A 12,881-nucleotide genomic window follows, 5' to 3' on the forward strand; every position below is an offset into this window, starting at 1 on the left:
TCACCCCACCTGACGGCGGTCCTCGATGACGCGGCCGTCGTTGGGGAGGCTTCCCAGCGCTTGCAGCTCCACATCGCCGCGCAGCTTGGTGACGTCTCGCAGCGCCAGCTGCAGGCGCTCGACGAGGCCTTCCTCGGCCGGCGCCTCGACCTGCAGGCTCATGCGGTCGTTGGCGAGTTCGCCGTCGACGACCAGCCGGGCGCGGCCACGCTGGCCGCAACGCGCCAGCACCTCGGCCACCTGCCCGGCGTGCACGAACATGCCGCGCACCTTGGCGGACTGGTCGGCCCGGCCCAGCCAGCCGCGCAGGCGCTGGTTGGTGCGGCCGCAAGGGCTCGCGCCCGGCAGCACCGCGGACAGGTCGCCCGTGGCGAAGCGGATCAGCGGGTAGCCTGGCGAGAGCGTCGTCACGACGACCTCGCCGACCTCGCCCTCGGGCAGAGGCTCGCCCGAGCCCGGGCGCACGATCTCGACGATGACACCTTCGTCGACGACCAGCCCGTCGCGCGCCGCGGTCTGGTAGGCGATGAGACCCAGGTCGGCCGTCGCATAGCACTGGCTGGCGTCCACGCCGCGCTCGGCGAACCAGGCCACCAGTGCTGGTGGGCAGGCCTCGCCGCTGACGAGGGCATGCCGCAGCCACGGCAGCGTGTGGCCGGCGTCGGCGGCCTTCTCCAGCAGGATGCGCAGGAAGCTGGGCGTGCCGGCATAGGCCTCGGGCTGCAGGTCAAGCAGCGCCTGCAGTTGCAACTCGGTGTTGCCGACACCGCCCGGAAAGCTCGCCGCGCCGATGGCGCGCAGGCCGGCTTCCATCATGGCGCCGGCCGGCGTCAGGTGATAGCTGAAGCTCACGTGCGCCAGCTGTCCCGCGCGGATGCCGGCCGCGTGCAGCGCACGGGCGATGCGCCAGGGGTCGGCGCCGTCGGCATCGGGCTCGGGCTCGTACAGCGGGCCGGGCGACTGGAACACGCGCCGCGGCGCGCCGGCCGCGAACCCGCCCAGCCGCAGCGAGCGCCGCGCAGCCTGGGCCGCGGCGAGGCTGCTCTTGCGCGTCAGCGGCAACGTGGCCAGCGCGACGCGCGACGTGATGGCCGCCGCATCGACGCCCGCCAGCAGCTCCGTGTAGGCCGGGCTGCTGGCCTGCGCATGCGCGACCTGCACCGGCAGCGCGGCCATCAGCGCGGCCTCGCGCTCGGCGGGATCACGCGTCTCCAGGGCGTCAAAAAAATCTCCGGATTTCACTCCCGGTCCTTCCAGCGCAGCAACCGTCGCTTGAGTTCGTCCTGCAGCTTGCGCGCGTCGGGCGCGGACTTCAGCGTGAAGCTGTCCCATTCGGGCGTGTTCGCCGGCCGCCTCGCCAGCTGCGCCTTGATCGCAGTGCCATCGAGCGCCAGCTTCAGCACGACGTTGCCGCCCAGCACCCAGCCATCGCCGCGCTCCGCCAGTCCGCCCTGATCGCGGATGAAGCGCTTGAGCGTCAGCAGGGTTGCCTCCGCATTGAACGCCGGCGCGGGGATGTCCCAGGTCTCGTCACTCATGCCAGCCACCTCTTCCTTCGCTTGTAGCTCTTCACGTCCTTGAAGCTGCGCCGCCCTTCCCCGCCGACGCCGAGGTAGAACTCCTTGACGTCCTCGTTCTCGCGCAGGTCGGCGGCCGAGCCGTCCATGACGACGCGGCCGTTTTCCAGGATGTAGCCATAGTCGGCATGGCGCAGCGCCATGCTGGTGTTCTGCTCGGCGATGAGGAAGGTCGTGCGCTCCTTGGCGTTGAGGTCGCGCACGATCTCGAACACCTCCTCGACGATCTGTGGCGCCAGGCCCATCGACGGCTCGTCCAGCAGCACCATCTTCGGGTTGGCCATCAGCGCGCGGCCGATGGCGCACATCTGCTGCTCGCCGCCGGACGTGTAGGCCGCCTGGCTGGCGCGGCGCGTCTTCAGGCGCGGGAAGTAGGCGTAGACCTTCTCCAGCGTCGCCGCGACCGCGCCGCGACCGTCCTTGCGCGTGTAGGCGCCGGTCATCAGGTTCTCCTCGATGGTCAGGTGAGCGAAGCAGTGCCGGCCCTCCATGACCTGCACGACACCGCGGTCGACCATCGCTGCCGTGGACAGCCGCTCGATGCGCTCGCCGCGCAGCTCGATGGCACCCTTGGTAACCTCGCCGCGCTCGCCTTCCAGCAGGTTGGACACGGCTCTGAGCGTGGTCGTCTTGCCAGCGCCGTTGCCTCCGAGCAGCGCGACGATGCTGCCTTCGTTGACCTGCAGGGAGACGCCCTTGAGCACGAGGATGACGTGGTTGTAGATGACCTCGATGCCGTTGACGTTGAGGAACGGTGCGGTCATTGGATGCCCTTCGCGATGTCGGCTCGATGCCCATGACCGTGCCGGGATTTCGCCCAGACGGGCGACCTACTTTGGCTTCGCCGAAACCTTCGGTTTTCTGGACCGCCAGAAAGTAGGCAAAGAGCTCCCCCCGACCGCACCGCCGCTCGCCAAGCGAGCGGTTCCCTGCGCTGCTCGGCGGTGCTAAAGGGGGCAACCCGAACAGCCGGCGTCAGCCGGCTTGCGGGTTTGGCTGTTGGCTGCTCGGCTGCTCTTTCACACCCCTTTGGAGGAGCCGAGAAGCGCAGCAACCCGAGGCGCGCGCGTAGCGCGCTTCGACCACTGACTTCGCGCAGCTGTTTGAGCGGCGCGTAGCAGAGCGAGTTCTGCGCGAGCCTCGGGTTGCGAGCATCGCAGGGAACCCCGAGCGCAGCGAGGGGCGACGGAGCAGGGGCGACTTTTTGCCTTCTTTTTGGTCGCTCAAAAAGAAGGTCGCCCGCCGGGGCGAACTCCCGGCTGGGCCTTGCCAGCAAGCCAAAGCAGCGGGAAGCCATCATCAGCTCTGACACTCCGCCGGCGTCCGCCGCGTCAGCTTCTTCTCGCTCGCGTACTTGTCCGCCGCAGCCTTCACCATCGGCTTGATGATCTGCTCGTCGGCCTGGTACCAGTCGGAGCTGAACGCCCACTGCTTGCCATCCCAGGTGTGCACGCGCACCCAGGTCGAGCCCTGATGGTCGTAGCAGCTCGTGCTGATCGGGCGGATCACGCCCGTGAGGCCCAGCGCCGCCAGCTTCTTGTCGTCCAGCGCCAGGTTCTCCAGGCCCCAGCGGACCTGTTCGCCGGTCATGACCTTGCCCTTGCCGAAGCGCTCCTGCGCACGCCGCACGCCTTCGACCGCCAGCGCCTGGATGACGAGGCCGCGCGTGTACAGCACCGAACCCACCTCGTCGCGCGGCCCCGTGCCCTGGCCCTTGTCATGCACCAGCTTCAGGATGTCCTGGATGACCTTGGGCGACTGACCCGACGTGTTGAGGTTCAGCGCGTTGTAGCCCTTGGCGCCCTCGCCCACGTCCTTCACGTCGGGCTCGGCGCCCGACCACCAGACGCCGTACATCTTCTCGCGCGGGTAGCCGGTGGCCTGGGCCTCCTTCAGCGCCGTGGAGTTCATGACGCCCCAGCCCCACAGCAGCACGTAGTCGGGCCGCTGCTTGCGCACCTCCAGCCAGGCCGACTTCTGCTCCACGCCCGGCGCCGTGACGGGGATCTTCACCAGCTCGAAACCGTGCATCTTGCTGCGCTCTTCCAGCAGCGGGATGGGTTCCTTGCCGAAGGGGCTGTCGTGATAGACCAGCGCGATCTTCTTGCCTCTGAGCTTGTCGAGCCCGCCCTCCTTCTTGCCGAGGTGCTGGATCAGCACGTCCGCCGCCGTCCAGTAGCTGCCCATCAGCGGGAAATTCCACGCGAACACGCCGCCATCGGCCGACGCCGACAGGCCGTAGCCCAGCGTGACCAGCGGGATCTTGTCGTGCGGCACCTTGTCGGTCAGCGCGAACGTGATGCCGGTGGCCTGCGGGTCGAACAGCGTCGCGCCGAACTGGCCCTTGCCCTTCAGCCGCTCGTAGCACTCCACGCCCTTGTCGGTCGCGTAGCCGGTCTCGCATTCTTCATAGGTCAGCTTCACACCGTTGACACCCCCGTCGCGGGCGTTGATGAGCTTGATGTAGTCCTGCTTGCCGTTGGCCCAGGGCGTGCCGTTGGGCGAGTAGGGACCGGTGCGGTAGACCAGCAACGGAAAGAACTGCTCCTTGGCTTGCGCCACGGCAGCGGGTGCCGCGAACAACTGCAAAGCGGCCAGGGCCGCACAGGCGATGAAGGTCTTCATGAGCGTTGTCTCCTGTCGTCGTTGTGGTCAGTGAGGATCAATGCGGCGGATTCAATGGGGAAACGGCCAGAGGCGCAGCTTCTCCTTGGCCGTGGCCCAGAGTCGCGCGAGACCGTGGGGTTCCTTGATGAGGAAGAAGACGATCAACGCACCGAAGATCATCAGCGCGAGATGCGAGGCGGTGGCCGTGTCCATCGGCAGGCCCGTCCAGTAGGGCAGCTTGTCCAGCAGCAGCGGCAGCACGACGATGAAGGCGGCGCCGAAGAAGGCGCCCGAGATCGAGCCCAGTCCGCCGATGATGACCATGAACAGCAGGTCGAACGAGCGGTTGATGCCGAAGGCCGCCGGCTCCCACGAACCCAGGTGGATGAAGCCCCACAGCGCACCGGCCACGCCGATGATGAAGCTGCTGACGGCGAAGGCGCTGAGCTTGGCCTGCATGGGCCGGATGCCAATGACGGCGGCCGCAACGTCCATGTCGCGCATGGCCATCCACGAGCGGCCGATGTGGCCGCGCACGATGTTTTTCGTCAGCAACGCGAACAACACGACCAGCCCCAGACACAGCAGGTAGCGCGACTGCGGCGACTCGATGGGTACGCCGAACAGATTCAGGTTGGCCACGCTGACCGAGCCCGACGTCGAATCGTTGGTGACCCACTTCAGCCGCAGGCAGGCCCAGTCGACGAAGAACTGTGCGGCCAGCGTCGCGACCGCCAGGTACAGCCCCTTGATGCGCAGCGACGGCAGGCCGAAAGCCACGCCCAGCACGGTCGCGCCCAGGCCACCGGCCAGCAGCGACACGATCAGCGGCATGCCCTCGAAGCGAGCCTGGCAGTTGTAGGCCACGTAGGCGCCCACGGCCATGAAGGCGCCCGAGCCGAGGGAGATCTGGCCGCAATAGCCGACCAGCACGTTCAAGCCCAGCGCCGCGAGCGACAGGATGAGAAACGGGATCAGCACCGCGCGCAGCAGGTACTCGCTGGACAGCAGCGGCACGGCGACGAAGGCCACGGCCATCAGCACGGCAAAGGCGATGCGATCCTGGCGGATGGGCAGGATCTGGCTGTCCGCCGGGTAGGTCGTCTTGAACTGGCCGTTTTCGCGGTAGAGCATGGTCAGCTCCCGGCCGGCACAAGAACACACCGTGTCGAAATGGGCTCAGACGCGATCAATGATCTTCTCCCCGAAGAGGCCCTGCGGCCGCACCAGCAGCACGACGAGCACCAGCACATAACCGAACCAGTACTCGATGCCGCCGCCCAGCGCCGGCCCGAGGTAGGCCTCCGAGAGCTTCTCGCCCACGCCGATCAGCAGACCGCCGACGATGGCGCCGGGCACACTGGTCAGCCCGCCCAGGATGACGACCGGCAGCGCCTTCAGCGCCACCAGCGACAGCGAGAACTGCACGCCCAGCTTGCTGCCCCAGATCATGCCGGCCACCAGCGCGACGAAGCCGGCCACGCTCCAGACGATGACCCAGATGCGCGACAGCGGGATGCCGATGCTCTGCGCCGCCTGGTGGTCGTCAGCCACGGCGCGCAGCGCGCGGCCGGTGGCGGTCTTCTGGAAAAACAGGCTCAGGCCTGCCACCAGCGCCGCCGCGATCAGCGCCGCGTAGAGGTCTTCCTTGCTGACAAGGATGCCGCCCTCGAAGGTCTGCTCGAACAGGAACATCGGGTCCTTGGGCAGGCCGATGTCGATCTTGTAGATGTCGTTGCCGAACAGCATCTGGCCCGCGCCCTCCAGCAGGTAGGCGATGCCCAGCGTGGCCATCAGCAGCGTGATGCCTTCCTGGTTCACGAGCCGGGACAGCGCCAGCCGCTCCACCAGCCACGCGACGACGACCATCACCACCATCGCCCCGGCAAAAGCCAGCAGGTTGACGACCAGCTTGCCGTCCAGCCCCGTGGCCTTCTGAATCCATTCGGCGAAGCGCGCCATCGCCAGCGCGGCGAACAGCACCATCGCCCCCTGCGCGAAATTGAAGACGCCGCTGGCCTTGAAGATCAGCACGAAGCCCAGCGCGATCAGCGAATACAGCATGCCGGCCATCAGGCCGCCGATCAGTGTCTCGAGAAATGGGCCCATCACGCCGCCTCCGCATGCATCGTGGTCGTCACCGCCGGCGCCGGCGGCGCCTCGCCGCCCAGGTAGGCGCGGATCACGTCCGCATTGCCGCGCACGTCGTCCGGCGTGCCGTCGCCGATCTTCCTGCCGTAGTCCAGCACGACGACGCGGTCCGAGATGTCCATGACCACGCCCATGTCGTGCTCGATCAGCACGATGGTCGTGCCGAACTCGTCGTTGACGTCGAGGATGAAGCGGCACATGTCCTGCTTCTCCTCCACGTTCATGCCGGCCATGGGTTCGTCCAGCAGCAGCAGGCTGGGCTCCATCGCGAGGGCCCGGCCCAGGTCCACGCGCTTCTGCAGGCCGTAGGGCAGGCGGCCCACCGGCGTCTTGCGGTGCGCCTGGATCTCGAGGAAGTCGATGATGCGCTCCACCACCGCGCGCTGCTCGGTCTCCTCGCGCCGCGCCGGGCCGACGTGCAGCGCCTGCCAGAGCAGGCCCCGTTTCATGCGCAGGTTGCGGCCGGTCATGATGTTGTCCAGCACGCTCATGCCCTTGAACAGCGCGAGGTTCTGGAAGGTCCGCGCCACGCCCATCTCGGCGACCTGGCGCGGCTTCATGTGGTGGTAGTGCCGGCCGCGCAGCGTGATCTCGCCCTGCTGCGGCTGGTAGACGCCGTTGATGCAGTTCAGCATCGAGCTCTTGCCCGCGCCGTTGGGGCCGATGATGGCGCGGATCTCGTGCTCGCGGACGTCGAAGCTGATGTCGGTGAGCGCCTTCACGCCGCCGAAGGCCAGCGAGATGTTCTTCACGTCGAGGATGACGTCGCCGATCTTCTTCATGCGGCTACGCCCTTGACGGCCGGGAAGGTCCTGGCTTCGACGATGCGCAGGTCCGCCGCCACCAGCGCTGTGCGGCCGTCCTCGAACCTGACCTGCGTCTCGATGTGCTGAGACACCTTGCCGTCGTACAGCGCGTCGATAAGCACGCCGTACTTCTCGGCGATGGCGCCGCGGCGGACCTTGCGCGTGCGCGTCAGCTCGCCATCGTCGGCGTCCAGCTCCTTGTGCAGCACGAGGAAGCGGCTGATCTGGCTGCCCGCCAGCAGTTCGTCCTGGGCCAGGTCGGCATTGACCTTCTCCACGCACTCCAGCATCAGCTGGTAGACCTCGGGGCGCTGGGCCAGGTCGGTGTAGCCGGCGTAGGGCAGGTTGCGGCGCTCGGCCCAGTTGCCGACGGCCTCGAAGTCGATGTTGATGAAGGCGCAGACCTTCTCGCGCTGGTCGCCGAAGCAGACCGCCTCCTTGATGTGCGGGAAGAACTTCAGCTTGTTCTCGACGTACTTGGGCGCAAACATCGCGCCGTCGAAGGCGCCGCCCCGGAGCCGGCCGACATCCTTGGCGCGGTCGATGATCTTGACGTGGCCGCCCGGCGTCAGGAAGCCGGCGTCACCGGTGTGGAACCAGCCGTCCGGCGTCAGCGCCTCGGCGGTCGCCGCGTCGTTCTTGTAGTAGCCCTTCAGCAACCCGGGCGAACGCACCAGCAGTTCGCCACTGTCGGTGAGCTTGATCTCCACGCCGTCGATGGGCACGCCCACGGTGTCGGCACGGGCTTCGTGGTCGGGCTGCAGGCAGACGAACACGGCCGTCTCGGTCGAGCCGTAGAGCTGCTTGAGGTTGATGCCGATGGCGCGGTAGAAGCTGAACAGATCCGGCCCGATGGCCTCGCCCGCGGTGTAGGCGACGCGCACGCGCGAGAAGCCCAGCGTGTTGCGCAGCGGGCCGTAGATGAGCAGGTCGCCCAGCGCGTAGGCCAGGCGGTCGAGCGGGCCGACGCGCTGGCCGTCCATGAGCTGGGGCCCAACGCGACGGGCCAACGCCATGAAGCGCTCGAACAGCCAGCGCTTGGGCGCGGACGCGTCCTCCATGCGGATCATGACCGTCGTCAGCAGCCCCTCGAAGACGCGCGGCGGCGCGAAGTAGTAGGTCGGGCCGACCTCCTTCAGGTCGATGCCGACGGTGCTGGCCGACTCCGGGCAGTTGACGACGTAGCCCACCGCCAGCCACTGCGCGAAACTGAAGATGTTCTGGCCGATCCACGCCGGTGGCAGGTAGGCCAGCACTTCCTCGTCGGGCGTCAGCTTGTCGAAGCGCTGCCCGGCCTGGGCGCGGTCGATCAGCGTGGCGTGCGTGTGGATGACGCCCTTGGGGTGGCCCGTCGTGCCGGACGTGAAGAACAGCGCCGCGACGTCGCCCGGCTGGCCGGCATCGACCTCGGCCGCGAAGAAGTGCGGCCGCCGCTGGTGTGCGGCCCGCCCTTCCTCGACAAGCTGGTCCAGCGAGGCCAGGCCCGGCTCGTCGTAATGGCGCAGGCCGCGCGGGTCGTCGAACCAGATGTGATGCAGCTGCGGGCACTGCTCGCGCAGCTCCAGCAGCTTGTCGACCTGCTCCTGGTCCTCGACGACGGCGAACGCGACCTCGGCGTTGTTGATCGGGAAGGCGAACTCGGCCGCGACGGCATCCTGGTACAGCGGCACCGGCACCGCGCCGAGCGACTGCGCGGCCAGCATGCTCGCGTACAGCCGGGGCCGGTTCTCGCCGATGACGACGAGGTGCTGACCGCGCCTCAGGCCCGCCGCCGACAGCCCCTGCGCCAGCTCCTGCACCAGCGTCGCGAGCTGGGCCCAGCTCAGCGTCTGCCAGATGCCGAAGGCCTTCTCACGCAGCGCGGGCGCGTCCGGCCGGCGGGCCGCGTGGTCGAGCAGGAGCCTGGGAAAAGTCGTCAAGCCTGTCTCCGTTGCGCAGGCTCGGGCCCGCGTCTGTGCAGCCCATTCTGCGCAGGACTTTGACGCCCATCTGTCGGTACGACGACAATTTGCGGGTCTTCACGGCCCAGACTTTCCCGCATGGCCGACACCACGCCCCGCCCGCTGCGCCAACGCGCCCGCCGCCCCACGGCCGCGGAACTGGACGCCATCCCCTGGCTGAAGCTGCTGGACGGCGGTCAGCGCGAACAGGCCGTCATGACGCTGGAGGTCGCCGACGCCCAGCCCGGCGAACGCCTGTGCCGCATCGGCCGGCCGGCCACGTTCTGGTTCGGCGTCGTCGACGGACTGCTGAAGATGAGCAACGACGACTCGACCGGCCAGGCCGTCACGTTCACCGGCATCCCGCCGGGCGGCTGGTTCGGCGAGGGCACGCTGCTCAAGCGCGAGAGCTACCGCTACAACATCCAAGCCCTGCGGCCCAGCGTCGTCGCCGGGTTGCCAATCGAGAGCTTCCACGCGCTGCTGGACGGCAGCATCGCCTTCAACCGCTTCGTGCTGGACCAGCTGAACGAGCGGCTGGGCCAGTTCATCGGCGCGCGCGAGACCGACCGCATCCACGACCCCGACGTGCGCGTCGCGCGCAACCTCGCGGCCCTCTTCCACCCGACGCTGTACCCGGGCGTGGGCAGCTGGCTGCGCATCACGCAGCAGGAACTGGGCTATCTGGTGGGCCTGTCACGCCAGCGCGTGAACCAGGCGCTGCACCGGCTGGCGCAAGCCGGGCTGATCCGCATCGAGTACGGCGGGCTGCGGGTGCTGGACCTGGCGGGCCTGCGGCGCTTCCAGGCCGAGGATCAGGCAGCGAAGGCGACGGCCTCGGGCTCCGCACGTGGCAGCGACGCCCAGCGCTCGGCGGTCATCTCGTAGAGCAGCGCTGTAGCGGCACCAGGGCCGTCGGCCAGCGTGCCCTTGAGGCGCAGGCCCAGGCCCTCCAGCGTCTTGCGCGTGGGCGCGTTGTTGGGCAGCACGGCGGCGACGACGCTGGACTGGCCGTGCTGCTCGAAGGCCTCCTGCATCGCGTACAGCGCCATCTCGGACGCCAGGCCGCGACCCCAGGCCTGCGGCGTGATTCGGTAGTAGAGGTAGAGGCCCGCATGGCCGGCCACGCTGCGGTGCATGAGGCCGCCAAAGCCGATCAGCGTGTTCGGCTGCTCGCGCTCGGCGATGGCCCAGTGGCCGAAACCGTGGATCTGCCAGTGCCTGGTCCAGGCATGCAACTGGGCCTGGGTCGCGTCACGGCCGTTCGGCGTCGCGGCGGCGCAGAAGCGCGTCACGGCCGGGTCGGCGTAAAGCGCCACCAAGGTATCGAGGTCGCCGTCTCGCGGCGGGCGCAGCGCCAGACGGGAGGTCAAGAAGGCGGCCGGCTGTACGGCAGCGACGGAATCGCTAGGCTCAATCAGGACCATGAAACGGCGTGAAACTCGGTACAAACCCGAAGTAGCGTACCGATGAGTCGCCCTCAGGGGAAGTCCGTAGTGAAGGGTGTTGTCGCGTTCCCGTCACAAATACACGCTAGAGGCGCGGCATCACGCGCCGATGATGTCGCCAAGGTGACAAACGCCAAGTCCGGCGGCTCCGCGCGCACCCTTTTGAAGCGCGATCCGCCGCCGCTGTGGATGTTGACGGCGGACTTGGCGCAGCCGAAATGCCTGGCCACCAGCGCGATCAGCTCGGCATTGGCCTTGCCGTCCACCGGCGGCGACTTCAGCCGCGCCGTCCACGTGCCGTGGGCTTCCTGGGCCAGCTCGGACCGGGACGATCCGGGCTTGGCCTTGAGTTGCACAACGTGAAAGTCGTCAACCGATCAGCAGCGCGTTGACGCGGCGCACGTAGGCGGCCGGGTCTTCCAGATGGCCGCCTTCGGCCAGCACCGCCTGGTCGAACAGCACCTGGGCCAGATCGTCGAAGTGCGCGCTGCCGTCTAGCCGCTTCACGAGCGCGTGCTCGGGGTTGATCTCCAGCGTCGGCTTAGCGACAGGCGCCTGCTGGCCGGCCTGCTTCAGCAGGCGGGCGAGGTGGCCGCTGACATCGCCCTCTTCCACGACGATGCAGGCCGGCGAGTCGACCAGGCGGGTCGTCACGCGCACGTCCTTGGCGCGGTCCTTGAGCGACTCCTTGAGCTTGTCGATCAGCGGCTTCAGGCTCTCGGCGACTTCCTCGGCCTTCTTCTTCTCGTCCTCGTCCTGCAGCTTGCCCAGGTCCACGGCGCCCTTGGCGACGGACTGCAACTGCTTGCCTTCGAACTCGTAGAGGTGACTGAGCATCCACTCGTCGACGCGGTCCACCAGCAGCAGCACCTCGATGCCCTTCTTGCGGAAGATCTCCAGCTGCGGGCTGTGCTTGGCGGCGGCCAGGCTGTCGGCGGTGATGTAGTAGATGACGTCCTGGCCTTCCTTGGCGCGCGACACGTAGTCGGCCAGGCTGACGTTCTCGTCGGCGTGCGTGGACGCGAAGCGGAACAGCTTGGCCAGGCGCTCCTGGTTGGCGTGGTCCTCGCCGATGCCTTCCTTCAGCACCTGGCCGAAGTCCTTCCAGAAGTCGGCGTACTTCTGCTTCTCGGCGGCGTCCTCGCTGTTGGCAAGCGACTCCAGCATGCCCAGCACGCGCTTCGTGGAGCCTTCGCGGATGGCCTTCACGTCGCGGCTTTCCTGCAGCAGCTCGCGGGAGACGTTCAGCGGCAGGTCGGCCGAGTCGATGACGCCCTTGACGAAGCGCAGGTAGACCGGCATCAGCGCCTCGGCGTCGTCCATGATGAAGACGCGCTTGACGTAAAGCTTCACGCCGCCGCGCTTGTCGCGGTTCCACAGATCGAACGGCGCCTTCTGCGGGATGTAGAGCAGCTGCGTGTACTCGCTGCGGCCTTCCACGCGGTTGTGCGTGTAGGCCAGCGGCGCTTCGCTGTCGTGGCTGATCTGCTTGTAGAACTCTTCGTACTGTTCCTGCGTGACCTCGCTCTTGGACCGGCTCCACAGCGCCGAAGCCTTGTTCACCGGCTCCCACTCGTCCGTGATGACCTGCTTGGCGTTCTCGGCGTCCCAGGTCTCCTTCTTCATCAGGATGGGCAGGGAGATGTGGTCGCTGTACTTGGCGACCGTGGACTTCACGCGCCAGGTCTTCAGGAACTCTTCCTCGCCCTCGCGCAGGTGCAGGATGACGTCGGTGCCACGGCCCGGCTTGGTGATGTTTTCCAGCTCGTACTCGCCGGTGCCTTCGCTGCTCCAGCGCACGGCCTGGTCGGCCGGCAGACCGGCGCGGCGGGTCTCAACGGTGATGCGGTCGGCCACGATGAAGCCGGAGTAGAAGCCCACACCGAACTGGCCGATCAGCTGGGCGTCCTTCTTCTGGTCGCCCTCCAGCTTGGCCATGAACTCGCGCGTGCCGCTCTTGGCGATGGTGCCCAGGTGCGACGCCGCCTCGTCGGCGCTCATGCCGATGCCGTTGTCGCTGATGGTCAGCGTTTTCGCTTCCTCGTCGAAGCTGATGCGCACTTCCAGGTTGGGCTGGTCCTCGAACAGCGCCGCGTTGTCCAGCGCCTCGAAGCGCAGCTTGTCGCAGGCGTCACTCGCGTTGCTGACCAGCTCGCGCAGGAAGATCTCCTTGTTGGAGTACAGGCTGTGCGTGACGAGGTGCAGAATCTGTTTGACTTCGGCTTGGAAAGCGTGGGTTTGCTTGGTCATGGCAATGAAAAGACTTTAGGGAATCGCCGGGCATCACCGCCCTGAGGGCGCCCACCTGAGGCCGGGCGCGCCGATTTCAAGATCCGGCGCCAACCCGGCAGC

General features: G+C 67.8%; 12 protein-coding genes. 1 reads left to right on the forward strand and 11 read right to left on the reverse strand.

Translation table 11 applies throughout. The features are described 5' to 3' along the window. The 8 genes from ACG04R_RS17695 to ACG04R_RS17730 form a co-directional block, all read right to left on the reverse strand. Entirely contained in the window at window positions 1–1,176 is a 1,176-nt protein-coding gene (locus ACG04R_RS17695; protein ID WP_394414275.1) for a phenylacetate--CoA ligase family protein, read from the reverse strand. A gap of 62 nt (window positions 1,177–1,238) precedes the next feature. Further along, window positions 1,239–1,538 carry a hypothetical protein gene (locus tag ACG04R_RS17700; RefSeq protein ID WP_394413607.1) on the reverse strand — a complete coding sequence of 100 codons (300 nt, stop codon included), beginning with the start codon at window positions 1,536–1,538 and terminating at the stop codon, window positions 1,239–1,241. After that, on the reverse strand, window positions 1,535–2,341 hold the full coding sequence (locus tag ACG04R_RS17705) for an ABC transporter ATP-binding protein (protein ID WP_394413610.1): 807 nt from the start codon (window positions 2,339–2,341) through the stop codon (window positions 1,535–1,537). Before ACG04R_RS17705 ends, ACG04R_RS17700 begins: the two co-directional genes overlap by 4 nt. A 535-nt stretch (window positions 2,342–2,876) precedes the next feature. Further along, window positions 2,877–4,202: an ABC transporter substrate-binding protein gene (locus ACG04R_RS17710; protein WP_394413612.1), complete on the reverse strand. Its 1,326-nt coding sequence runs from the start codon at window positions 4,200–4,202 to the stop codon at window positions 2,877–2,879. Window positions 4,203–4,253: 51 nt separating this feature from the next. After that, window positions 4,254–5,318, reverse strand: coding sequence for a branched-chain amino acid ABC transporter permease (locus ACG04R_RS17715; protein ID WP_394413615.1), 1,065 nt, complete (start codon window positions 5,316–5,318; stop codon window positions 4,254–4,256). Window positions 5,319–5,363: 45 nt separating this feature from the next. Beyond that, on the reverse strand, window positions 5,364–6,293 hold the full coding sequence (locus ACG04R_RS17720) for a branched-chain amino acid ABC transporter permease (protein ID WP_394413618.1): 930 nt from the start codon (window positions 6,291–6,293) through the stop codon (window positions 5,364–5,366). Then, on the reverse strand, window positions 6,293–7,117 hold the full coding sequence (locus ACG04R_RS17725) for an ABC transporter ATP-binding protein (RefSeq protein ID WP_394413621.1): 825 nt from the start codon (window positions 7,115–7,117) through the stop codon (window positions 6,293–6,295). Before ACG04R_RS17725 ends, ACG04R_RS17720 begins: the two co-directional genes overlap by 1 nt. After that, window positions 7,114–9,060 carry an AMP-dependent synthetase/ligase gene (locus ACG04R_RS17730; protein ID WP_394413623.1) on the reverse strand — a complete coding sequence of 649 codons (1,947 nt, stop codon included), beginning with the start codon at window positions 9,058–9,060 and terminating at the stop codon, window positions 7,114–7,116. Before ACG04R_RS17730 ends, ACG04R_RS17725 begins: the two co-directional genes overlap by 4 nt. A gap of 120 nt (window positions 9,061–9,180) precedes the next feature. On the opposite strand from ACG04R_RS17730, the gene ACG04R_RS17735 reads away from it, so the two are divergent. Next, window positions 9,181–9,969, forward strand: a complete 789-nt coding sequence (locus ACG04R_RS17735; protein ID WP_394413626.1) for a Crp/Fnr family transcriptional regulator — start codon at window positions 9,181–9,183, stop codon at window positions 9,967–9,969. On the opposite strand, the gene ACG04R_RS17740 is transcribed toward ACG04R_RS17735, so the two are convergent. From ACG04R_RS17740 to htpG, 3 genes are all read right to left on the reverse strand, one after another. Beyond that, a complete protein-coding gene (locus tag ACG04R_RS17740; RefSeq protein ID WP_394413629.1) occupies window positions 9,897–10,454 on the reverse strand; it encodes a GNAT family N-acetyltransferase in 558 nt (185 codons plus the stop codon). The genes ACG04R_RS17735 and ACG04R_RS17740 overlap by 73 nt on opposite strands. 107 nt (window positions 10,455–10,561) lie before the next feature. Beyond that, window positions 10,562–10,885, reverse strand: coding sequence for a DUF167 domain-containing protein (locus tag ACG04R_RS17745; protein WP_394413631.1), 324 nt, complete (start codon window positions 10,883–10,885; stop codon window positions 10,562–10,564). A 13-nt stretch (window positions 10,886–10,898) separates the two neighbouring features. After that, on the reverse strand, window positions 10,899–12,779 hold the full coding sequence (gene htpG / locus ACG04R_RS17750; protein WP_394413634.1) for a molecular chaperone HtpG: 1,881 nt from the start codon (window positions 12,777–12,779) through the stop codon (window positions 10,899–10,901). Window positions 12,780–12,881 lie beyond the last annotated feature (102 nt).

It is taken from the genome of Pelomonas candidula (assembly GCF_043555985.1).
In the GTDB taxonomy this organism is placed as follows: Bacteria; Pseudomonadota; Gammaproteobacteria; order Burkholderiales; family Burkholderiaceae_C; genus Pelomonas; species Pelomonas candidula.